The following is a 21,135-nucleotide window of genomic DNA, read 5'->3' as shown; positions in this document are numbered from 1 at the left end:
CACGCAGATGGGGTTGGTGGGGACGATGACCTTCAACGAAGGTATGCAGATCGACACGAGCACCACGTCGAGCAGTGGCGGCGGGCGGCGCGGCGGAGGCGGACGTGGCATCGCCGTCGGCGGCGGCCTCGGCGGACTGTTGCTCATCGTGGTCGCCCTCTTCCTGGGGGTGGATCCGGGCAGCGTGATGCCGCAGACCCAGGGCGGGGGCTATGACACCGAAGGGGTTTCCGCTCCGGGATTCGATCTGAGCCAGTGCAAGACCGGCGCGGACGCCAACGCGATCGTGCAGTGCCGGGTGATCGCCACCGGGAACTCGGTGGATGCCGTGTGGGCACAGCAGCTACAGGGTTATCAGCGGCCGCAGGTGCAATTGTTCACCGGATCGGCGGACACCGGTTGCGGCCCGGCCACCAGCGAGGTGGGCCCGTTCTACTGCCCGGCGGACCGCACGGCCTATTTCGACACCGACTTCTTCGATGTGCTGCGAGATCAATTCGGTTCCAGCGGTGGCCCGTTGGCCCAGGAGTACGTCGTCGCCCACGAGTTCGGCCACCACGTCCAGAATCTGCTCGGGGTACTCGGGCGTGCGCAGCAGGACCCGCAGGGCCCGACCGGCGGCGGGGTGCGCACCGAGCTGCAGGCCGACTGCTATGCCGGGGTGTGGGCGCACTACGCGGCGATCACCAAGCAGGAGGGCACCGACGTGACGTTCCTGGAACCGTTGAGCGACAAGGATATCGCCGATGCGCTCTCGGCCGCGTCGTCGGTCGGCGATGACCGTATCCAGAAGCAGGCCACCGGCCGGGTGAATCCCGAGGCCTGGACGCACGGCTCCTCCGAGCAGCGGCAGAAGTGGTTCACGCAGGGTTACCGGACCGGTGACCCGAACAAGTGCGACACCTTCGCCCCCGGCGCATTGTGACCGAGGAAATCGTCCCCGACGACAAGGACTGGACCTGGGTGCTGACCCGGGCCTGCCCGGACTGCGGTTTCGACCCCGCAACCGTGCGACCTACCGGTGTCGCCGGCCGCATCCGCCGCGACGCCGCGGCCTGGGTGACCAGACTGGCGCAGCCGGATGTCCGGGTCCGCCCGGCACCCGGGGTGTGGTCGCACCTGGAGTACGGCTGCCACATCCGGGATGTGCACCGCATCTTCGATCACCGCGTGCAGTTGATGTTGACCGAAGTGGAGCCGAAGTTCCCGAACTGGGACCAGGACGCCACCGCGATCGCCGATGACTACGCGTCCCAGGATCCTGGCGCCGTCGCCGGTGAACTGTGCGCTGCGGCGACAACCGTCGCCGACCGCTATGACCGGGTCCCCGATGACGGCTGGAATCGGCGCGGATTGCGCAGCAATGGAAGTGAATTCACCGTCGCCACCATCGCGGTCTACCACCTGCACGATATCGTCCACCACGCCTGGGACGTGTCTGGGACAGTTTCGCTGATTCACTGACCACGTTGCACACATCTGGTTAATGTGTTCAACATGGCGCGTCCCGGTTCCCGCTCACCGGCTCTGCTCGCCGCCACCGCGGACACCCTGCGCAGGCTGGGTCCCCGGCAGTTCAGCCTGACCGCCGTGGCCGAGGCCGCCGGAGTGTCACGCGGCACGGTGCACAACGCATACGGCAGCCGCGACCACGCTATCAAGGTCGCCCTCGACCACCTGGCAGCCGGTTTCGTCGATGCGATGGCCACCGAGGTGGACCGCCACGATCACCTGGCCGATCAGGTGGCGGCCGCGGCGGTACTCATCTGCGCACACCGCAGGCACTCGGATTCCATTGTCTCCAGCGGCATCAACGAGAGCATCCTGGTACTGCTGCTGCGCAATATCGGCGACGACCTGGTGACCCGCGCCGTGGCGCTGTGGCGGCAACGGGTCAAGGCTGCCCAGAGCTGCGGCGAGGTCGGCGCCGGAGTGGATCCCACCCGCGCCGGCGAATGGATCGTGCGGGTGCTCTTCAGTTTCGAGCTGCTTCCCCCGATGGGCGTCAATCTGGACAGCCCCCGGGCGGTGCGCACATTCGCGGCCGGCTTCATCATCGACGGACTGAACGGGAGACCCAGGTGAACGAGCCCGATCACGAGGTGGCCATCATCGGCGCCGGCCCCGGCGGGATCGCCTCGGCGCACTATCTGCGCCGCCAGGGCATCGATGACTTCGTCATCATCGAGCGCGGGGCAGATTTCGGCGGGACCTGGCGTGACAACCACTACCCCGGTCTGGCGGTCGACATCCCCAGCCTCTGGTATCAACTGTCCTTCGCACCGAACCCCGACTGGTCGCGCCTCTTCGCACCCGGACCCGAGCTCTACCGATACCTGCGCGACACCGCCACCCGGCTCGGTCTCTACGATCACCTGATCGCCGATGCCGAAGTCCTGCAACAACGCTGGGATGACACGGCCGGGTATTGGCGCCTCACCATCCGCGGTCGGCCCGAGCTCACCGCGCGCTTCCTGATCAGCTCGGTGGGCGGTTACGTCAACGCCAAACAGCGTGTCGACATCGACGGCACGGAGGACTTCGCGGGAACCATCCTGCGCCCCAATGCCTGGGACGACTCCTATGTCACCGCGGGTAAACGCATCGCGGTGATCGGCACCGGCTCCAGCGGGGTGCAGATCTCAGCCGCCCTGTCCGCCGAGGCCGGACAGCTGGACATCTACCAGCGCACCCCGGCATGGGTGCTGCCCAAGATCGACTTCGATCTGCCGCCGATACTGCGGCGGATCCTGCGGCTCCCCGGCGTGCTGGCGGGCGTGAACGCCGCCGGACGTCTGTTGATGGACATCGCGATGGTCGCGCCGATCGTGCACGTCTTCTCCCGGCTCCCGGACCGGATCCTGGTGCGGCTGATCCCGCTGTATGACGCCTACTGCCGGGGGCTGTACCGGCTGCTGTTGCGCTGCACCGTGCGTGACCCGGCGACCCGGGCGGCGCTGGTGCCCCGCTACGGCATCGTGGCCAAACGGCCGGTGATCTCCAGCGCGTTCTTCCGCGCGCTGAACAACCCGAACACCCGGTTGATCACCACCCCCATCGAGCGGATCACCCGCGACGGCGTGCAGACCGCCGACGGGGTGCACCGGCCCGCCGACCTGCTGGTGGCGGCCACCGGTTACGAACTGTGGACCGACCCCGAAACCTACCGTCCAGGAACGATTCTGGGCACCGACGGTTTCGACCTGGCCGAGTACTACCGCACCCACGGGATGGCCAGCTACGCAGGCACCGCCCATCCCCGGCTGCCCAACCGGTGGGAGATCGTCGGCCCGCACGGGTTCGTCGGCTTCGCCTGGTGCGATTTCGTCGAGACCATGGCCCGGCACGCGGCGCGGGTGATCGGGCAGACCCGGAGCCAGGGCTCCCAGGTCGCCGCGGTCACCCAGGAGGCGTTCACCCGCTGGAACGCCGATATGGCCCGGCGCGGCAAGACCGCGCACCTGTACTTCACCGACTGCAACCCGGGTTTGCGCACCTACTTCGTCAACTCCCGCCGCGAAACGGTCTATCACCGCCCGCAGACCATCACCGCGGCACGGCGGTTCGCCCGCCGCGGGCCGCTGGACGACTACCGATTCAGCCGGCGCAGTGCGCAGGCATTGACCGAGGAGCAGCCCGCATGACCGAATTGCCGCTGGCCGGACGCGTTGCCTATGTCACCGGAGCCGCGCGCGGGCAAGGCCGTTCGCACTGTGTCCGGCTGGCCCGGGCCGGCGCCGACATCGTCGCGATCGACGCGTGCGGGCCGGTCGCGACCGGCAATGGATATCCCCCGGCGACCGCCGCCGATCTCGCCGAGACCGTCGCCCTGGTCGAGGGCGAGGGCCGCAAGATCCTGGCTCGCGAAGTCGACGTCCGCGATTCCGACGGGCAGCAGCGGGTCGTGGCCGACGCCGTCGAGCAGTTCGGCCGGCTCGACATCGTGGTGGCCAATGCGGGTGTGCTGAATTGGGGCCGGCTGTGGGAGATCTCGCCGCAGCAGTGGCAGGACACCCTGGACATCAACCTCACCGGAGTGTGGAACACCATCCGGGCGGTCGTCCCACCGATGATCGAGGCCGGCAACGGCGGCTCGATCATCAACATCAGCTCGGCGGCCGGCATCAAGGCGGTACCCGGCTGCGGGCATTACTGCGCCACCAAGTTCGGGGTGGTGGCGCTGACCAACTCGCTGGCGATCGAACTCGGCCCGTACGGCATCCGGGTGAATTCGGTGCATCCCTATGGCACCGACACCCCGATGGGCAATGACGTGGCGATGTACCAGATGTTCGCCGACCACCAGACCTACATCCACAGCTTCTCGCCGGGCGCACTGCCGACCGATTCGCTGGCCGCACCCGACCTGGTGTCCGATATCGTGCTGTGGCTGGCCGGTGACGGCGCGTCACTGGTGACCGCGGCCCAGATCCCGGCGGACAAGGGCTATCTGAAGATCTGAGGCCTACTGGCGCGCCATCGCCAGGTTGAAACGCTGTTCGGCGGTGATGAGGTGGTCATGGTTGTCCTCGCCGATATCGAGTTGCACCCAGTCGATCTGACCGGTGAAGCGGTTGCCGGTCGGCCCGTAATCCGGTGAGGCCGGCGATCCGGTGTCCGATCCGACGTCGCAGGCTTCATCGGCGGAATAACCCATCGGGATGGTCTGCTCGACGCGCCCGGTGCCGACGGGCTTCCCGTCGTAGTACAGCGCCACGTCGCCACCCTTGGCCAGGCCGCCGCCGTCATAGGTGAACTCCATGCGCACCTGATGTTTTCCGGCCGGGATCGGTTCGTCGGCGGTCGTGATGTAATGCTCGATACCGAAGAAGTTGAAGCAGTACTTGAGCTTTCCCTCATGGGCGTACAGCGACCAGCCGCCCACGCTGCCGCCCTGGGTGATGATGACACCGTCGGCCCCGGACTCGGGAACCACGATGTTGGCCGTCACCGAGTACGACTTGTTCTTCAGGGTCAGCACCGCCCACTCGCTGACGCGCATGCCCTGGAACAACAATTGGGTGTTGCCGCGGATCAGCTGCGGGCGGCCGGCAATATCTGGGTTGATGCGTTCGAAGCCCCGGTCATCCAGTGGTACCACGTTGTACTTCACCGCTTCGATGAGCCAGAGACGTTGCAGTTCGGCAAGTTTCTGCGGATTCTCGGCGGCGAGATCGCGCGACTGCGTCCAGTCATCGGGCGCGTAGAGTTCCCACACGTCATCGTCGAACGGCGGCGGGGTGTCGGCCTTCCACGGTGTGCGGTGTTTTGTCACCGCGGTCCAGCCCTGGAAGTAGATGCCGCGGTTACCCATCATCTCGAAGTACTGGACCTCGTGGGTCTCTGGCGCCTCGGCGGACTGCAGCGTGCCCAACATGCTGACACCTTCCAGCGGCGCCTGCGCGATCCCGTTCACCTGCGTCGGCGCCGGAAGGCCCGCCGCCTCCAGGATGGTCGGCGCCACATCGATCACATGGTGGAACTGGGAACGGACCTGACCGGTGTCGGTGATCCCGTTGGGCCAGTGCACGATGGTGCCGTTGCGGGTGCCGCCCCAGTGCGAGGCCACCTGCTTGGTCCACTGGTACGGCGTGCACAGCCCGTGCGCCCAGCCCACCGCGTAGTGGTTGTAGGCCTCCGGGGTGCCGAAATCGTCGATCTTGGACAGCAGGAACTCGGGTGTCTCGATGCCGGGCATGCCGTTGAGCGTCGTCATCTCGTTGAAGCAACCGTTGATCGTGCCTTCGGCCGAGGCCCCGTTGTCGCCGATGATGTAGTAGATCAACGTGTCGTCGAGGAAGCCGAGTTCCTCGATGGCATCGACGACGCGGCCGACCTCGTGATCGGTCTGCTCCAGGAAGCCGGCGTAGATCTCCATCTGGCGCGCCAGCACCGGTTTCAGTTCCTCGGGCATGTCATCCCAGGCCGGGATCTCATCGTGCCGGGCGGTGAGCACGGCATCCCCGGGTACCACCCCTAGCTCCTTTTGTTCGGCGATGATTCGCTCCCGCAGCACATCCCAGCCGTCATCGAACTGGCCCTGGTACTTGTCCGACCACTCCTTGGACACCTGGTGCGGGGCATGCGTGGCGCCCGGTGCGAAGTACATGAAAAACGGTTTGTCGGGCAGCAGCGCCTTCTGCTGCCGCACCCAGGTGATCGCGCGGTCGGCGAGATCCTCGGTGAGCGTGTAGCCCTCCTCCGGCGAGCGGGGCGGCTCGACCGCTGTGGTGCCTTCGTAGAGTCCCGGGTAGTACTGGTTGGCCTCGCCGCCGACGAAACCGTAGAAGTACTCGAAACCCGAGCCGGTAGGCCACTGATGGAACGGGCCGACGGGGGTCACCTCCCAGCCGGGCACCTCATGACACTTGCCGAACTGCGCCGTCGAATACCCGTTGAGTTTCAGGGTTTCGGCGATCGGCGCCTTGTCCTTGGGCCGGATGCTGTTGTTACCCGGCGCCGAGGTCGCCATCTCGGTGATGGCCCCCATCCCCACCGAGTGGTGGTTACGTCCGGTCAGCAGCGCCTGACGCGTCGGCGAGCACAAGGCGGTGGTGTGGAAGCGGTTGAGCTTCACCCCACCGGCGGCCAGCCGCTCGGCCACCGGGGTGTGGCACGGGCCGCCGAATGCCGAGGACGCGCCGAATCCGACATCGTCGATGAGCACGATGAGCACATTCGGTGCCCCCGCCGGCGGCCGCAGCTCCCGGATGGGTGGGTACTTGGTGTTGGGATCCTTGGCGTCATAGGTGGTCAGCCCGACGTGCTTGGCGTCCGGGATGGGTAGTTGTTCGCGCGCCAGACTCATATCACCCATCCCATCAGCCGAACAGAACTGATGGGAACCCTACGTCCGTGACGCTCCGGCGTCTGCCGAAAGTCGCGCGCACCTACAGCCGGGACTGCTCCTTGATGCCGGTGTCGGTGGTACGGAGCGGGCGGATCAACCCGTCCTGGCTGAACGAGGCGAGCAGCTCGCCCTCTTCGGTGTGCACGGTGCCGCGCACATAGGACATCCCGGCACCGACCTGGGTGCTCTCATGGCCGTAGAGCAGCCAGCCCTGCCACTGCACGGGCTCGTGGAAGCTGACCGAGACGGCCATCGGTGCGGTCGACACCGTCAGGTGTGCCTGTGCGGTGCCGATGCCTTCGTGGGCGCGCATGGTGGTTGAAATCCCCAGGTGTCCGGTGAAATACGCAATCAGTGCCTTGGCCAGATCATCACGGGCCGGAATCGGATCGTAGTGCAACCAGGCGAACAACTCGGGTGGACCGACCTCGTCGGGGCTGTTGACGTCGACGACGTCCACCAGCCGCACCTGACGACCGTTCATCGCCATGATGCCCGGCTGGGCGTCGGCCGGAGCGACCACGTCCGCCTTGGGCAGCTGGTGGCGGATCACGTCACCGGAGGGCACATCGGTCAGCACGGTGATGGTGATGCACCGCTTGCCGTGCTGCGAGGCGGTCACCACCGCGGTCGCCGTCGAACGGCCCTCGGAGATGACGTCGATCTCGAGTTCCACCGGCGGGCCGACCAGCACGACGCGGGCGAAGACGGCAGATGCCGACCGCACCGACTTGTCCGGAAACCGTTTCGCCACCGCGACGATGGCCTGGGCCAGCACCTGGGTGCCTTCCACCACTTGACGATCGTCGGCACCGGCGAGGCCGGTCTGCGCGATGAAGCGGTTCTCGCCGTCGGGCTGCGGCTCTAAGAGCTCGAGCAGTCCCTCCAGCGTCCACAGCACCTGCTCCTGCGCCAGATCCGAAGTGGTCTTGTCCGATGTCGTCATGCGTCCCTTCCTGGTGGCTCTGCAAAAACGGTAACGTCATTCTCACGGGTTGCACAATGGTTCCGGTCCAGAGGGGGTCTGTAGATGGCCAAGTCGACGGCACGCACACCGGCAACCGCCGAGGAAGCCGAGTCGCGGCCCGCCCGGTTCATGAAATCGGCCCTGGAGATCCTCGGCGAGACCGGCCGTACCGATTTCACCGTGCTGGCCGTCGTCGAACGCTCCAAGACGTCGTTGCGGTCGTTCTACCAGCACTACTCCACCAAGGATGAGCTGCTGCTGGCGCTTGTCGACAGGATCATGTCGGAGTCGGCGGCCCGCTGGCGCACCGACGTGGCGGACCTGGACGCGATCGCGGCGTTGCGCACCCTGGTCACCCGGATCAGCGCACCGGCCGCGTCGACCAAGCAGGACAGCATCAACCGCGGTCTGACCTTCTACAACGACCACCTCGCCGAGACGCTGCCGCGCGAGTACGCCCGCGTGCTGTCTCCCTTGCACCTGCTGATCAGGGACATCATCGCCGCGGGTATCACCGAGGGGGTGTTCCGCGAAGCCTCGTCCACCGAGATCGACACCGCGTCCGCGCTGATCATGCAGACCGTGCTCGGCGCGTTGCGATTGCGGGTGCTCGGCGCCGAACTCAACGGCGCTCCCGTCGAGGGCAGCCATATCTACGAGTTCTGCGTGCGAAGTCTGCTGCGCGACCCCGGCCAGCTCATCTGACGATCGTGGTAACGTCATTACCACTCCACGGAAACCAGCCTTTCAGGAGATGGAAATGCCCTCACGCACTTTGTCGTATCCGGTGTTCGACGCCGACAATCACTTCTACGAGCCCAAGGAAGCGCTGACGCAGTTCCTCCCGGACCACCGCAAGGGCGTCATCGACTACATCGAGGTGCGCGGCCGCACCAAGATCATGGTCCGTAACCAGGTCAGCGACTACATTCCCAATCCGACCTTCGAGGTGGTCGCCCGGCCCGGCGCCCAGGAGGACTACTTCCGGCACGGCAGCGGCGGCAAGAGCTACCGCGAGGTGATGGGCAAGCCGATGAAGGCCATCCCCGCGTTCCGCAACCCGGCGGCCCGCGTGGAGGTGTTGGACAGCCTGGGCCTGGACTACACGTTGATGTTCCCGACACTCGCCAGCCTGGTCGAAGAGCGCCTCAAGGATGACCCGGATCTGATCCTCGACATCGTGCACGCGCTCAACCAGTGGATGTACGAGACGTGGCAGTTCAACTACGAGGACCGCATCTTCTCCACCCCGGTGATCAACCTCGGCAACGTCGACCGCGCCCTGGAGGAACTCGAGTGGTGTCTGGAGCGCGGCGCCAAGACCGTCCTGGTCCGGCCCGCCCCGGTGCCGGGTTACCGCGGCAGCCGCTCGATGGGCGTGGAGGAGTTCGATCCGTTCTGGGACGCCTGCGTCAAGGCCGGCATCCCGGTGGCGATGCACGCCTCCGACAGCGGGTACTCGAACTACCTCAACGACTGGGAGCCCGCGACCGAGTTCAAGCCGTTCTCCCCCACGTCTTTCCGGATGGTCGCGATGGGCAAGCGCCCCATCGAGGACACCATGGCCGCGTTGGTGTGCCACGGCGCGCTGACCCGCAACCCGGACCTGCGCATCCTGTCGGTCGAGAACGGCGCCTCCTGGGTGCCCTACCTGCACTACCAGTTCAAGGACGTCTACTCGAAGATGCCGGACTCCTTCCCCGAGGATCCGATCCAGGCGTTCCGGCGCTGCGTGTACGTGGCACCGTTCTGGGAGGACAACTTCAAGGACATGGCCGATCTGTGCGGTATCGACCGCGTCATCTTCGGCTCCGACTGGCCGCATCCGGAGGGCCTTGCCGATCCGATCAACCTGGTGAGCGACCTGGAAGCCAATGGCCTCGACGAAGAGGGCGTGCGAAAGGTGATGGGCGCCAACTTGATCGACCTGTTCAAAGTTCCCAACCAGATCGTGCACAAGCCGGACGTGCCCGCCATGACGTTCGCCTGAGGAAGAGATCACCATGACCGCTGCGGCCAATCCGGAACAGATGCTGTTCGCCTCCACCGCGCAGGCCTTCCTGGAGAAGGAGGCGTCACTGAGCAAGGTGCGCGAAATCCAGGGCGCTGGAGGTTCTTTCGACGCCACATGGTGGCAGCGTGCAGCCGAACTGGGCTGGGCGAGCCTGCTGGTACCCGAGGAACTCGGCGGCGGCAGCGTCTCCGGTGACGGCGTGGCCGACCTCACCCTGCTCGCCGAGCAGGCCGGGCGCACCGTCGCTCCCGGTCCGCTGCATCCGGTCAGCGTGGTGCTGGCCGGACTGGTCGAGGCCCCGGACGGCCATGAGGCGACGATCGAGTCGCTGGTGTCCGGTGAAGCGGTGGCGAGCTGGGCGGTCTATGAACCCGGGAAGCCGTTCTCTCCGTTGACGGCGGAGCTGACGGCCACGGCCACCGATGGTGGCTACCGGCTCAACGGCGTCAAGGACCGGGTCGAATCCGGCGATGCGGCCGACGTGCTGCTGGTCACCGCGACCCTGGACGGCGCGGTGCGGCAGTTCGTGGTGCCCGCCGACGCGGCAGGTGTGAGCGTGGAGACCCAGCGCTCGGTGGACATGGTGAAGCGTTACGCGCGAATCGCTTTCGACGGTGTCCAGATCGACGCCGCCGCAGTGGTCGGCACGGCCGAGCAGACCGCCGAGGTGATCGAACGCCAGCGCCAGGTTGCGCTGGTTCTGCAGTGCGCCGAGACCGTCGGCATCCTGGATGCGGTGCTGGCGATGACCAATCAGTGGCTGCTCGACAGGCACAGCTTCGGCAGGCCACTGGCCTCCTATCAAGCCCTCAAGCACCGCTTCGCGGATATGAAGCTGTGGTTCGAGGCCGCCCGGGCCACCACCGCCGGTGCCGCCGAAGCCGTCGGCGCACGGTCCCCGGAGGCACGTAAGTTCGTCAGCGTCGCAAAGGCCTACGTCGGCGAACGTGCCCCGGTGATGCTGCAGGACTGCGTGCAGTTGCACGGCGGTATCGGCGTGACCTGGGAGCACGACCTGCACCTGTATCTGCGGCGGGCAGCCCTCAACCGGGCGATGTTCGGCTCGCCGGAGGACCACCACCGAGTCATCTTCGAACTGAGCCGAAAGGTTCCCGCATGACCGACACCGCGATCTCCACCCAGACCGATGAGTCCGTCGCCGATTTCAGTGCCAGGGCCCGGACGTGGCTGGCGGAGAACATGCCGCCGATCGACCCGGAGAATCCGCCGTTCATGGTGCGCGCTGACCAGCAGTCCTGGGATCGCGCCAAGGAACTGCAGCAGAAGTTGCACGCGGGCGGTTTCGCCGGCATCTGCTTTCCCCGCGAATACGGCGGGCTCGGACTGGATCTGGCCTACCAGAAGGCGTTCAACGCCGAATGCCGCTCCTACGAGATGCCGCTGATCCTGAACACCCCGTCGTTCACCATCTGCTCGGCGACCATCCTGGATGTCGGCAGCGAGGACCAGAAGCGCGAGCGCATCTCGGCGGCCATCCGCGGCGAAGAGATCCTGTGCCAGCTGCTGTCCGAGCCCAGCGGCGGATCCGATCTGGCCGGGGTGATCACCCGGGCCGACCGGGTCGGCGACAAGTGGATCATCAACGGCGCCAAGACCTGGAGCACCAGCGCATTCGCGGCCGACTACGGCTTGATGCTGGCCCGCACCGACTGGACGGTGCCCAAACACGAGGGCCTCACCATGTTCCTGGTGCCCCTTTCCGCGCCCGGCATCACGATGCGCCGGATCACCGAGGTCAACGGCAACGAGGAGTTCTGCGAAGAGTTCTTCGACGGTCTCGAACTCGGCGATGATGCCGTCGTCGGTGCGGTCAACGACGGCTGGACCGTGGCGTCACGTCAGCTGCATCACGAGCGGCGCGCCGTCGGCGGCGGATCCGAGTTCGCCAGTGGCACAGGCGCGGAGAACGCCAGCGAGATGCCGCCCGATCACGTCGGGCTGGCGGAGGCCACCGGTCAGGGCAGCGACGCCCGGGTACAGGACCTGGCCGGTCGCGCGCTGGCGCGCCGTATCGTCAAAGATCAGCTCATCGACCACGTGTCCCGGTGCATCGCGGACGGCTCATTGCCGCCCAATGCCGGCACCTTGATCCGGTTGTTCCATGCCGAGACCACCGAACTCGAGGTCGACACCGCGCTGGCCATCGCCGGCACCGCGGGCGTCATCGACGAGGGCAGCGGTCTACAGGAGATCGGTGTGCGCTACCTGTCCCGGCAGACCGGCTCACTGGGCGGCGGCAGCTCCGAGATGGCCCGCAACGTCATCAGTGAGCGGGTGCTCGGTTTCCCGCGTGAACCCGCCGCCGACCGTGGTGTGCCGTTCAATCAGGTCAAGCGCAACAAGACCTAAATCGTTTGCCCGTGCAGGGATGCCGCCAACATCATGGGTCCCATGCTCGATATCGATCGATTCATCAGCGATGGCTTCGTCAAGCTCGACGGGGCCTTTGACCGCGACCTCGGCCTGCGCTGCCAGGAACAGCTGTGGCGGACCACCGGTCTGGACCCGGCAGATCCCGCGCGCTGGACGGAGTCACTGGTCCGGGTGACCGCCATGGCGACCCCGGAGTTCACCGCCTCGGCCAACACCGAGGTCCTCACCGCGGCGTTCGACGCCCTGGTCGGCGCCGGCGGCTGGCGGCCCCGGCTGGGGATGGGCACCTTCCCCTTGCGCTTTCCCAGCACCGAAGCGCCGCGCGAGGCCGGCTGGCATGTCGAGGCGTCGTTCTACGACGCCGAGGGGCCGCGGCTGAGCCTGCGGTCCCGCGGCCGCGCGCTGCTGATGCTGTTCCTGTACTCCGATGTCGGACCCGATGACGCGCCCACCGCGATCCGGATCGGGTCTCATCGCGCCGTACCGAAGGTGTTGGCTCAGTACGGGTCCGAGGGCGCTCCGTGGATGTCGGTGTGTGAGCGGGTGGTGCCGGCGACCGAGGGCTGCGAGGTCGTGGCCGCCACCGGACGCATCGGCGACGTCTATCTGTGCCACCCGTTCGTGGTGCATACCGCGACCGCACACCGTGGCGCGGTCCCGCGGTTCATGGCGCAGCCGCCGCTGGAACCCACCGGTGAGCTCGATCTGGAGGCCGCGCACCCCAGTCCGGTGGCCCGCGCGGTGCTGGACGGCCTCGACCGGACCGCCGCGTTCTAGAACAGGGTGGGGTGCGCCGGTGCCGTGACTTCGGAGGAAACGGCACCGGCGCGCGCCATGGGCCCACGCCCAGTCAATCGGTACCGGGTGAGCAGCGGCGCGACCCGGGCGCGCAGCTCATCGCGGTACTCCGGCGGGAGATAGGCCCCGCGCCGGTACAGACTCCGGTATTGGAAGACGAGTTCGGGATGTGCACGCTGCAGCCACTGCATGAACCACCCGCGCGTCGACCCGCGCAGGTGCAACCCGAACACGGTGGCGCCGGTCGCGCCGGCCTCGGCGATCGCTGCCAGCAGCGCGTCGAGATGCTCGGTGGAATCGGTCAGGCCGGGCAGCACGGGTGCGACCATCACGTGGCAGTTCAGGCCGGCATCGCGGATCGCGGAGATCAACGCCAGCCGCGCCTGCGGCGACGGTGTGCCGGGTTCGATGTCGCGCTGCAGGTCTGCATCGATGACCGCCAGCGAAATCGACACACTGGCGCCCGCGCCCTCGTGTTCGGCCTCGGCGATCATCGGCAGATCGCGGCGCAGCAGGGTGCCCTTGGTCAGGATCGAGTAGGAGGTGCCGGATTCGGCGAGCGCGGTCAGGATGCCCGGCATCAGCCGGTACCGGCCCTCGGCCCGCTGATAGGGATCGGTGTTGGTACCGAGGGCCACCGTCTCGCGCGTCCACGAGGGCCGACGCAGCTCACGGGAAAGCACCTCGGCCACATTGGTTTTCACCACGACCTGGGTGTCGAAGTCCGCACCGGGGTCGAAGTCCAGATACTCATGGGTCGGCCGGGCAAAGCAGTACCGGCAGGCATGCGAGCAGCCGCGGTAGCCGTTGACGGTGTAGCGGAATGGCAGCATCGCCGCATTGGGCACCTTGTTCAGCGCAGATTTGCACAGGATCTCGTGGAAGGTGATCCCGTCGAACTCCGGGGTGCGCACGCTGCGGACGAAACCGAGCCGGGCCAGACCCGGCAGAGCGCCGTCGTCGGCGCGCACACTCTGACCGTCCCATCGCATGTCCTCATCGAACAATTGTTCGATGGCGTTGTCAAGCGCCGGTCAGGGGCGCGCTTCGAACACCAGGTTGAACGGGGTCTCGGCGACGCGCCGGAACAGGCTGAAGCCGCCGTCGTCGACCATCACCTCGGCCAGGCGGCGCTCGCCGGCCTGCGCCCCGAGCGCCGGCCCCTGCTGAGCCAGTGAGACCGGCACGCAGATCAGTGAGGACGCCCCGTAGAACACCCGGCTCACCGGATTGAGGTTGTCCGCCAGACTCTCCCCGGCGAACGGCTCCACGAGCAGGCAGTGACCATCGGGTTTCAGCGACCGCCGTGCATGTGCCGCCGCGCCGCCCGGGTCGGCCATATCGTGCAGGCAGTCGAAGAAGGCGATCAGGTCGTAGTCGCCACCTCGGTAACCGGTCGCATCGGCCACCTCGAAGGACGCGTTGGCGACACCCGCCTGCGCGGCGTGCTCACGCGCGGTGGCGATCGACTCATCGTGATAGTCGATCCCGACGAATTGTGAGTCCGGAAAGGCCTGCGCCATAAGGATTGTGGTGACACCGTGCCCACAGCCGATATCGGCCGCCTTCGCCCCGGCCGCGAGTTTGTCGACCACACCGTCGAGGGCGGGCAGCCAGGAATCCAGCAGATGTGCCCGGTAACCGGCCCGGAAGAACCGCTCCGTGCCGCGGAACAGGCACGGGTGGTGCTCGCCCCACTCCATGCCGGCGCCGGTCCGGAAGTTCTCCACCGCGCGCGATTTGACGTGGAACAGGTCCTCGACCACCGAGTAGCCGCCGGGCAGATCCACCGGCCCGTCCGGATCGGCCAGGCACAGCGCCTGCTCCTCGTTGAGGAAGTAGGTCCCGGTGGCGCTGTCGTATTCGACGTAACCGCCGGCGGCCTGATTGGCCAGCCACTCCCGCACATAGCGCTCGACCGTGCCGGTGCGCTCGGCCAGTTCCGCCGAGGTCCAGCGTCCCTCGGCCAGTGCCGCATACAGGCCGAGCTCATCGCCGATCAGCACCAGCATGGCGCTCATCGACGCCCCGAGATCACCGACCGCCTTGTTCAGAAATGCCTGGAGTTTGGCTTCGTCGACGGCCATGACAGGCTCCTTCGCCCGCGGCACCCGGGCGGATGCCCGCACAGTGCGAACTTACTCCGCGCCGGGGGCGGCCACGGTGAAATGCGCAAGCGGGTCCCGCAGGCAGCAAACCGATGTCAGGCGGCGCCGATCACCACTGGGTGCCCTGGCAGGTGACGCTGTACGGGTTGTCCTGCGCGGCGATGATCTGGTCGCCCGCGGCAACCTCACAATGGGCGTTCGGAGGGCCGACCGACCCCTTCGTCGTGCTGCTGACCTGCAGGATGGCCCACTGCGGATCGGCCAGCGTGGTCTCGAACACCCACGGCGCCTCGGGACCGACGGTGATGGTCTCGCGTTTGGCGTATGCATACGCATCGGCGTTGTAGGCGTCCTTGCTCGGCGGCTGCGCCGTCACGTAGAACACCTGGAACTGGTAGGGCGCTCCCGAGGTCAGCGTGTAGCGCACCACCTGACCGTCCGGCTCGGCACTGGCCGTCGCGGTACCGAAGGCGAGCGCCGCGCCCGCCACCATCGCTGCCGCGCCGGCGGCTGCTCCTACCCTGCTCGTGGTTTTTCGCATGCCCATCACATCGCCGGACGCTACCGGATCGTTACAACAAGCGGTCCGGCACCGTCCGAACCCCGTCCGGACGGCGCCTTGTACCCGTTAATCGCCGAAGAACACCGATTGAGCAACAGGTTAATTTGTTCGTCACATAGAGAAATTTCACAGAAACCTAGGCGTCCTAACGTGCCGATTCGACACCCACTCGGGTTCCGAAAGTTCTGACGATGCAGTGAAATCGAAGGAAAGGCCTTAGATGCGACTCCCCCGACCGATGTTCAACAGATCAGCATTGATAGCGGGGAGTGTCGTGGTCACCGCCTCGATGGTGCTCTCCGCGTGCGGTAGCAAGGCCAGCGACGAAGAGGGCGCTGCTGCTGCCTCCTGCGTGGACACCTCGGGCTCCACCGTCAAGGTCGGCTCGCTGAACTCACTGTCGGGCACCATGGCCATCTCCGAGGTCACCGTGCGCGATGCCATCAAGCTCGCCGTCGACGAGATCAACGCCGCCGGCGGAGTGCTGGACAAGCAGATCCAGATCGTCGGCGAGGACGGCGCGTCCGAACCCACCGTGTTCGCCGAGAAGGCCGAGAAGCTGATCAGCAGTGACTGTGTCGCCGCCGTTTTCGGTGGCTGGACCTCGTCGAGCCGCAAGGCCATGCTGCCGGTGTTCGAGAGCAACAACTCGCTGCTCTACTACCCGGTGCAGTACGAGGGCCTGGAGTCGAGCAAGAACATCTTCTACACCGGCGCGACCACCAACCAGCAGATCGTGCCTGCGCTGGACTACCTCAAGGAAAAGGGCACCAAGTCGCTCTACCTGGTGGGCAGTGACTACGTCTTCCCGCAGACCGCCAACCGGATCATCAAGGCGTACGCGCAGGCCAACGGTATCGAGATCAAGGGCGAGGACTACACGCCGCTGGGCTCCACCGATTTCTCCACCATCATCAACAAGGTCCGCACGGCCGACGCCGACGCGGTGTTCAACACCCTCAACGGTGACTCCAACGTGGCGTTCTTCCGCGAGTACAAGAACGTGGGCCTGACCCCGCAGGCGATGCCGGTGGTCTCGGTGTCGATCGCCGAAGAAGAGGTCGGCGGTATCGGCGTGCAGAACATCACCGATCAGCTGACCGCGTGGAATTACTACCAGACCATCGACACCCCGGTGAACAACGCGTTCGTCGCCGCCTACAAGAAGGCCTACGGCGCGAACAAGCCCACCTCGGATCCGATGGAAGCCGCCTACGTCTCGGTGTACTTGTGGAAGAACACCGTCGAGAAGGCAGGCTCGTTCGACGTCAAGGCAATTCAGGACAATGCCGGCGGGGTCAGCTTCGACGCCCCCGAGGGCAAGGTGACCATCGACGGCGAGAACAACCACATCACCAAGACCGCGCGTATCGGCGAGATCAAGCCCGATGGACTCATCTACACGGTGTGGGAGTCCCCCGGCCCGATCGAGCCGGACCCGTACCTGAAGTCCTACCCGTGGGCCGCCGGACTCTCCGGTTAACACATGGATGTCCTGATCGGACAGCTGGCAACAGGATTGAGCCTCGGCTCGATCCTGTTGCTCGCTGCACTAGGCCTCTCACTGACATTCGGTCAGATGGGCGTCATCAACATGGCGCACGGCGAGTTCATCATGGCCGGCTGCTACACCGCCTATGTGGTACAGCAGGTCATTTCGAACACCGGGGCCTCACTGTTGATCTCACTGGTCGTCGGCTTCCTCGTCGGCGGCGCGATGGGTGTACTGCTGGAAGTCACGCTGATCCAGCGGATGTATGACCGGCCCCTGGACACCCTGCTGGTGACCTTCGGTGTCGGCCTGATCCTGCAGCAGATCGCCCGCGACATCTTCGGCGCACCGGCGGTCAACGTCGTTGCACCGGAATGGCTTTCCGGCGGTGTGGAGATCCTGGGCGCGGTGGTACCCAAGACCCGCATCTTCATCCTGGTGCTGGCCGCGGTGGCCGTCGTGGCACTGGCGACGGCGCTGAAGGCCAGCCCGATGGGCCGGCGGATCCGGGCGGTCGTGCAGAACCGGGATCTGGCGGAGACCAGCGGCATCTCGTCACGGCGCACCGACATCACCACGTTCTTCATCGGTTCCGGGCTGGCCGGGGTGGCCGGGGTGGCGTTGACGCTGATCGGCTCGACAAGCCCCACCACCGGGCAGAGCTATCTGATCGACGCCTTCCTGGTCGTGGTGGTCGGTGGTCTGGGACAGATCAAGGGCACCGTCATCGCCGCACTGGGCCTCGGTTTCCTGAATTCGTTCATCGAGTACAGCACCACGGCCTCGCTGGCCAAGGTGATTCTGTTCGTGATCATCGTGTTCTTCCTGCAGGTTCGCCCACAGGGCCTGTTCACGGTTCGAACGAGGAGTCTGGTGTGAAACAACTCATCGGTCGTTGGCAGACATGGGCCGGCTTCGGTGTCGGCGCCATCGTGTTGTTCGGTCTGGCCCCCGCCATCCTCTCCGATTTCCGGCTGGGTCTGTTCGCGAAGTTCCTGTGCTTCGCGATCGTCGCCGTCGGGATCGGATTGGCTTGGGGCCGTGGCGGAATGCTGGTGCTGGGCCAGGGCGTGTTCTTCGGCCTGGGTGGCTACATCATGGGCATGCACCTGAAGATCTCGGATGCGGCGCTGACCGATCAGGACGTGCCGGACTTCATGCAGATCGCCGGCGTGCGGGAACTGCCCGGCTACTGGCAGCCGTTCGCCTCACCGGTGGTCACCCTGGTGGCCATTGTGGTGATCCCCACCGGGATCGCCGCCCTGCTCGGCTTCGGCGTCTTCAAACGGCGGGTCAAGGGTGCCTATTTCGCGATCCTGTCCCAGGCGCTGGCGGCCGCGCTGGCCATCTTGCTGATCGGGCAGACCAGTGTGGGTGGCAGTAACGGACTGACCAACTTCCGCACCTTCTTCGGGTTCTCCCTCAAGGATCCGGTGAACAAGCAGATGCTCTACTTCATCGCGGCAGCGGTGCTGCTGCTGTCGGTGGCAGTGGTCCGGCAGCTCATGCAGAGCCGGTACGGGGAACTGCTGGTCGCGGTGCGCGATGGCGAGGAGCGGGTGCGCTTCCTGGGCTACGACCCGGCGAATATCAAGGTGGTGGCCTATGTGGTCGCCGCGCTGTTCGCCAGCATCGCCGGCGCACTGTTCGCGCCGATCGTCGGGTTCATCGCGCCGTCGCAGGTGGGTGTTCTGCCCTCGATCGCCTTCCTGATCGGGGTGGCCATCGGCGGACGCACCACCCTGCTCGGGCCGGTGCTCGGCGCAATCGGTGTGGCATGGGCGCAAACCCTGCTGTCGGAACGCTTCCCGTCGGAGTGGACCTACGCGCAGGGCCTGCTGTTCATCGTCGTGGTCGGCTTCTTCCCGGCCGGGCTGGCCGGTCTTGGCGTGTTCCTGCGGCGCCGGCGCAAGGGCAAACCCGATGCCGAGCCAGAACCGGTCCCCCTGCCCGATCCCGACCCGGAACCAGAGAAGGCCGGAGCCAACGTATGAGCGCAGTAGAAACCGAAGTGCACCCCGAACCCGCCGCCGGCGGCAACGTCGGCATGGGTACCCAGTACCTGGAAGTACGCGGGCTCACCGTCGATTTCGACGGATTCAAGGCCGTCACCGATGTGGACCTGACGCTGTTCCAGGGCGATCTACGCTTCCTCATCGGACCCAACGGCGCCGGCAAGACCACCGTGATCGACGCGATCACCGGTCTGGTGTCGGGCACCGGGTCGGTCAGCAAGTCGGGCGTGGAGCTGCTCGGCAAGAAGGTGCACCAGATCGCGCGGCGCGGGGTCGGGCGAACCTTCCAGACGGCCAGCGTCTTCGAGCAGCTGACGGTCTTGCAGAACCTGGACATCGCGGCGGGAGCCGGACGCTCGGCTTGGAGCCTGCTGCGCAGGCGGTCGGGAATCCTGCCCTCCATCGAAGAGGCTTTGGAGACAACGGGATTAGCCGACCTGGCCGACAAGCCGGCCGGCGTGCTGGCGCACGGCCAGAAGCAGTGGCTGGAGATCGGCATGCTGCTGGTGCAGAACGCCGATGTGCTGCTGCTCGACGAACCGGTCGCCGGGATGAGTCACGAGGAACGCGAGGAAACCGGAAACCTGCTGCGCCGCATCGGCGGTGAGCGCACCGTGGTGGTCGTCGAGCACGATATGGACTTCATGCGGGCGTTCGCGACGTCGGTGACGGTGCTGGCCCGCGGTCAGGTGATCGCCGAGGGTTCGGTGGCCGAGGTGCAGGCCAACCCCCGCGTGCAGGAGGTCTATCTCGGCACGGCGGCGGCGGGCACCGAGGGTGTTCCCGATGAACTCAAGGAGGAGTCCTGATGCTCGAACTCGTCGACGTCAGGACCGGTTACGGCCGCTCCGAGGTCATTCACGGGGTCACCCTCGAAGTGCCCTCCGACGGGGTGGCCGCGGTGATGGGCCACAACGGGGCGGGCAAGACCACCCTGCTGCGCGCCGCGGTCGGATTGCTGAAATGCAGTGCGGGCAAGGTGCTCTTCGACGGTCAGGACATCACCAAGCTGCGGCCCAGTGCCCGGGTGGCCAGGGGCCTGGCCTATGTGCCGCAAGGTCAGCAGTCCTTCGGCCAGCTGACCACCGCCGAGAACCTCCAGGTGGTGGCCGACGGACGCAAGAATGGCAAGAAGCTGATCGACGAGCAGCTCGACCTGTTCCCGGCCCTGAAGGAACTACTGACCCGTCGCGCCGGCCTGCTCTCCGGTGGTCAGCGCCAGCAACTGGCCATCGCCCGGGCTCTGATCACCACGCCGAAGTGCCTGATCCTCGACGAACCGACCGAGGGCATCCAGCCGTCGGTGGTGGCCGAGATCGAGGCCGCGATCACCGCATTGACGGCCCGCGGCGATCTCGGTGTGCTGCTGGTCGAGCAGCACATCGGTTTCGCCCTGGAGTCCGCGCAGCGCTACTACATCCTGGAGGCCGGCCGGGTGACCTCCAGCGGTACCGGCGGATCCGCCTCGGAGGCCGAGGTGCGTGCGGCCATGGCCATCTAGAGCTCGAGCAGCACCGTCACCGGCCCGTCGTTGACGAGTTCGACGCTCATGTGCGCCCCGAACACGCCGGTCTGCACCGGCGCACCGAGTGCACGCAGGGCATCGGCGAACGCATCGACGAGCGGTTCGGCGACCGGGCGTGGTGCGGCGGCGTTCCATGACGGTCGGCGGCCCTTGACGGTGTTGGCGTACAGAGTGAACTGGCTGACCACCAGGATCGGCGCACCGGTATCCGCGGCGGCCTGCTCATCGTCGAGAACGCGCAGCCGCCATAGCTTTTCGGCCATCTTGGCGGCCAGGGCTGCGTCATCGGTGTGGGTGATGCCGACCAGGGCGAGCAGACCCTGACCGGACGGCTCGATCTGCCCGACGGTCGCGCCGTCCACCACCACCCGCGCCGAAGTCACGCGTTGCACCAGAACTCGCATGCACCG

21 protein-coding genes are annotated in these 21,135 nt (G+C 66.5%); 15 read left to right on the top strand and 6 right to left on the bottom strand.

Going from position 1 to position 21,135, the window contains the following annotated elements; genetic code table 11:
- Positions 1-25 precede the first annotated feature (25 nt).
- The 5 genes from ypfJ to ASE48_RS00155 are packed head-to-tail and all read left to right on the top strand — an operon-like array spanning position 26 to position 4,462.
- Positions 26-925 carry a KPN_02809 family neutral zinc metallopeptidase gene (gene ypfJ, locus ASE48_RS00175; RefSeq protein WP_057165540.1) on the top strand — a complete coding sequence of 300 codons (900 nt, stop codon included), beginning with the start codon at positions 26-28 and terminating at the stop codon, positions 923-925.
- Positions 922-1,464: a DinB family protein gene (locus ASE48_RS00170; RefSeq protein ID WP_057164992.1), complete on the top strand. Its 543-nt coding sequence runs from the start codon at positions 922-924 to the stop codon at positions 1,462-1,464. The genes ypfJ and ASE48_RS00170 overlap by 4 nt, the downstream gene beginning before the upstream one ends.
- Positions 1,465-1,497: 33 nt before the next feature.
- A complete protein-coding gene (locus ASE48_RS00165) occupies positions 1,498-2,085 on the top strand; it encodes a TetR/AcrR family transcriptional regulator (RefSeq protein WP_057165539.1) in 588 nt (195 codons plus the stop codon).
- Entirely contained in the window at positions 2,082-3,644 is a 1,563-nt protein-coding gene (locus tag ASE48_RS00160) for a flavin-containing monooxygenase (protein WP_057164991.1), read from the top strand. Before ASE48_RS00165 ends, ASE48_RS00160 begins: the two co-directional genes overlap by 4 nt.
- Positions 3,641-4,462 (top strand): mycofactocin-coupled SDR family oxidoreductase, encoded by an 822-nt coding sequence (locus ASE48_RS00155; RefSeq protein WP_057164990.1) that lies wholly within the window; start codon positions 3,641-3,643, stop codon positions 4,460-4,462. Before ASE48_RS00160 ends, ASE48_RS00155 begins: the two co-directional genes overlap by 4 nt.
- Positions 4,463-4,465: 3 nt before the next feature.
- On the opposite strand, the gene ASE48_RS00150 is transcribed toward ASE48_RS00155, so the two are convergent.
- Positions 4,466-6,808 (bottom strand): arylsulfatase, encoded by a 2,343-nt coding sequence (locus ASE48_RS00150; RefSeq protein WP_200962028.1) that lies wholly within the window; start codon positions 6,806-6,808, stop codon positions 4,466-4,468.
- A gap of 82 nt (positions 6,809-6,890) precedes the next feature.
- A complete protein-coding gene (locus ASE48_RS00145; protein ID WP_057164988.1) occupies positions 6,891-7,796 on the bottom strand; it encodes an acyl-CoA thioesterase in 906 nt (301 codons plus the stop codon).
- An 84-nt stretch (positions 7,797-7,880) separates the two neighbouring features.
- On the opposite strand from ASE48_RS00145, the gene ASE48_RS00140 reads away from it, so the two are divergent.
- Genes ASE48_RS00140 through ASE48_RS00120 form a run of 5 tightly spaced genes read left to right on the top strand, consistent with a single transcriptional unit; the run spans position 7,881 to position 13,002 of the window.
- Positions 7,881-8,522 carry a TetR/AcrR family transcriptional regulator gene (locus ASE48_RS00140; RefSeq protein WP_057164987.1) on the top strand — a complete coding sequence of 214 codons (642 nt, stop codon included), beginning with the start codon at positions 7,881-7,883 and terminating at the stop codon, positions 8,520-8,522.
- Between the two features lie 55 nt (positions 8,523-8,577).
- The gene (locus ASE48_RS00135) at positions 8,578-9,807 is read left to right on the top strand and encodes an amidohydrolase family protein (RefSeq protein WP_057165538.1); all 1,230 of its coding nucleotides are present in this window, start codon (positions 8,578-8,580) and stop codon (positions 9,805-9,807) included.
- Positions 9,808-9,820: 13 nt separating this feature from the next.
- A complete protein-coding gene (locus ASE48_RS00130; RefSeq protein ID WP_057164986.1) occupies positions 9,821-10,951 on the top strand; it encodes an acyl-CoA dehydrogenase family protein in 1,131 nt (376 codons plus the stop codon).
- Positions 10,948-12,201 (top strand): acyl-CoA dehydrogenase family protein, encoded by a 1,254-nt coding sequence (locus tag ASE48_RS00125; protein ID WP_057164985.1) that lies wholly within the window; start codon positions 10,948-10,950, stop codon positions 12,199-12,201. Before ASE48_RS00130 ends, ASE48_RS00125 begins: the two co-directional genes overlap by 4 nt.
- Positions 12,202-12,243: 42 nt before the next feature.
- Positions 12,244-13,002 (top strand): hypothetical protein, encoded by a 759-nt coding sequence (locus ASE48_RS00120; protein WP_057165537.1) that lies wholly within the window; start codon positions 12,244-12,246, stop codon positions 13,000-13,002.
- Here ASE48_RS00120 and ASE48_RS00115 read toward each other — a convergent pair.
- The 3 genes from ASE48_RS00115 to ASE48_RS00105 all read right to left on the bottom strand — a co-directional run bounded on the left by ASE48_RS00115 (position 12,999) and on the right by ASE48_RS00105 (position 15,672).
- Positions 12,999-14,015, bottom strand: coding sequence for an Rv2578c family radical SAM protein (locus ASE48_RS00115; RefSeq protein ID WP_057165536.1), 1,017 nt, complete (start codon positions 14,013-14,015; stop codon positions 12,999-13,001). The two genes, ASE48_RS00120 and ASE48_RS00115, sit on opposite strands and share 4 nt — an antisense overlap.
- Before the next feature lie 42 nt (positions 14,016-14,057).
- Positions 14,058-15,110 (bottom strand): class I SAM-dependent methyltransferase, encoded by a 1,053-nt coding sequence (locus tag ASE48_RS00110; protein ID WP_057164984.1) that lies wholly within the window; start codon positions 15,108-15,110, stop codon positions 14,058-14,060.
- A gap of 130 nt (positions 15,111-15,240) precedes the next feature.
- Entirely contained in the window at positions 15,241-15,672 is a 432-nt protein-coding gene (locus ASE48_RS00105; RefSeq protein ID WP_057165535.1) for a hypothetical protein, read from the bottom strand.
- Positions 15,673-15,913: 241 nt separating this feature from the next.
- Here ASE48_RS00105 and urtA point away from each other — a divergent pair, with 241 nt between their 5' ends.
- The 5 genes from urtA to urtE are packed head-to-tail and all read left to right on the top strand — an operon-like array spanning position 15,914 to position 20,701.
- Positions 15,914-17,176: an urea ABC transporter substrate-binding protein gene (urtA, locus tag ASE48_RS00100; protein WP_057164983.1), complete on the top strand. Its 1,263-nt coding sequence runs from the start codon at positions 15,914-15,916 to the stop codon at positions 17,174-17,176.
- 3 nt (positions 17,177-17,179) lie between these two features.
- The gene (urtB, locus tag ASE48_RS00095) at positions 17,180-18,064 is read left to right on the top strand and encodes an urea ABC transporter permease subunit UrtB (protein WP_057164982.1); all 885 of its coding nucleotides are present in this window, start codon (positions 17,180-17,182) and stop codon (positions 18,062-18,064) included.
- Positions 18,061-19,179 carry an urea ABC transporter permease subunit UrtC gene (gene urtC / locus ASE48_RS00090; protein WP_057164981.1) on the top strand — a complete coding sequence of 373 codons (1,119 nt, stop codon included), beginning with the start codon at positions 18,061-18,063 and terminating at the stop codon, positions 19,177-19,179. Before urtB ends, urtC begins: the two co-directional genes overlap by 4 nt.
- On the top strand, positions 19,176-20,009 hold the full coding sequence (urtD, locus tag ASE48_RS00085; protein ID WP_057164980.1) for an urea ABC transporter ATP-binding protein UrtD: 834 nt from the start codon (positions 19,176-19,178) through the stop codon (positions 20,007-20,009). Before urtC ends, urtD begins: the two co-directional genes overlap by 4 nt.
- A complete protein-coding gene (gene urtE / locus ASE48_RS00080) occupies positions 20,009-20,701 on the top strand; it encodes an urea ABC transporter ATP-binding subunit UrtE (protein ID WP_057164979.1) in 693 nt (230 codons plus the stop codon). Before urtD ends, urtE begins: the two co-directional genes overlap by 1 nt.
- On the opposite strand, the gene dtd is transcribed toward urtE, so the two are convergent.
- On the bottom strand, positions 20,698-21,129 hold the full coding sequence (gene dtd, locus ASE48_RS00075) for a D-aminoacyl-tRNA deacylase (RefSeq protein ID WP_057164978.1): 432 nt from the start codon (positions 21,127-21,129) through the stop codon (positions 20,698-20,700). The two genes, urtE and dtd, sit on opposite strands and share 4 nt — an antisense overlap.
- Positions 21,130-21,135: the final 6 nt, after the last annotated feature.

The sequence above is a fragment of the Mycobacterium sp. Root265 genome, from assembly GCF_001428895.1.
Classification (GTDB): domain Bacteria; phylum Actinomycetota; class Actinomycetes; order Mycobacteriales; family Mycobacteriaceae; genus Mycobacterium.
The sequence above is the reverse complement of the archived record's forward strand: the minus strand, read 5'-3'. Positions and strand labels throughout refer to the sequence as shown.

Excerpts from the sequence above, each read along its gene's own strand:
- urtB (WP_057164982.1), top strand. The coding sequence starts at position 17,180 with ATGGATGTCCTGATCGGACAGCTGGCAACAGGATTGAGCCTCGGCTCG.
- ASE48_RS00130 (WP_057164986.1), top strand. The coding sequence starts at position 9,821 with ATGACCGCTGCGGCCAATCCGGAACAGATGCTGTTCGCCTCCACCGCG.
- ASE48_RS00125 (WP_057164985.1), top strand. The coding sequence starts at position 10,948 with ATGACCGACACCGCGATCTCCACCCAGACCGATGAGTCCGTCGCCGAT.
- dtd (WP_057164978.1), bottom strand. The coding sequence starts at position 21,129 with ATGCGAGTTCTGGTGCAACGCGTGACTTCGGCGCGGGTGGTGGTGGAC.
- ASE48_RS00165 (WP_057165539.1), top strand. The coding sequence starts at position 1,498 with ATGGCGCGTCCCGGTTCCCGCTCACCGGCTCTGCTCGCCGCCACCGCG.
- urtE (WP_057164979.1), top strand. The coding sequence starts at position 20,009 with ATGCTCGAACTCGTCGACGTCAGGACCGGTTACGGCCGCTCCGAGGTC.
- ASE48_RS00140 (WP_057164987.1), top strand. The coding sequence starts at position 7,881 with ATGGCCAAGTCGACGGCACGCACACCGGCAACCGCCGAGGAAGCCGAG.
- ASE48_RS00150 (WP_200962028.1), bottom strand. The coding sequence starts at position 6,808 with ATGAGTCTGGCGCGCGAACAACTACCCATCCCGGACGCCAAGCACGTC.
- ypfJ (WP_057165540.1), top strand. The coding sequence starts at position 26 with ATGACCTTCAACGAAGGTATGCAGATCGACACGAGCACCACGTCGAGC.
- ASE48_RS00115 (WP_057165536.1), bottom strand. The coding sequence starts at position 14,015 with ATGCGATGGGACGGTCAGAGTGTGCGCGCCGACGACGGCGCTCTGCCG.
- ASE48_RS00105 (WP_057165535.1), bottom strand. The coding sequence starts at position 15,672 with ATGCGAAAAACCACGAGCAGGGTAGGAGCAGCCGCCGGCGCGGCAGCG.
- ASE48_RS00145 (WP_057164988.1), bottom strand. The coding sequence starts at position 7,796 with ATGACGACATCGGACAAGACCACTTCGGATCTGGCGCAGGAGCAGGTG.
- ASE48_RS00135 (WP_057165538.1), top strand. The coding sequence starts at position 8,578 with ATGCCCTCACGCACTTTGTCGTATCCGGTGTTCGACGCCGACAATCAC.
- urtA (WP_057164983.1), top strand. The coding sequence starts at position 15,914 with ATGCGACTCCCCCGACCGATGTTCAACAGATCAGCATTGATAGCGGGG.
- ASE48_RS00110 (WP_057164984.1), bottom strand. The coding sequence starts at position 15,110 with ATGGCCGTCGACGAAGCCAAACTCCAGGCATTTCTGAACAAGGCGGTC.
- ASE48_RS00120 (WP_057165537.1), top strand. The coding sequence starts at position 12,244 with ATGCTCGATATCGATCGATTCATCAGCGATGGCTTCGTCAAGCTCGAC.
- urtD (WP_057164980.1), top strand. The coding sequence starts at position 19,176 with ATGAGCGCAGTAGAAACCGAAGTGCACCCCGAACCCGCCGCCGGCGGC.
- ASE48_RS00155 (WP_057164990.1), top strand. The coding sequence starts at position 3,641 with ATGACCGAATTGCCGCTGGCCGGACGCGTTGCCTATGTCACCGGAGCC.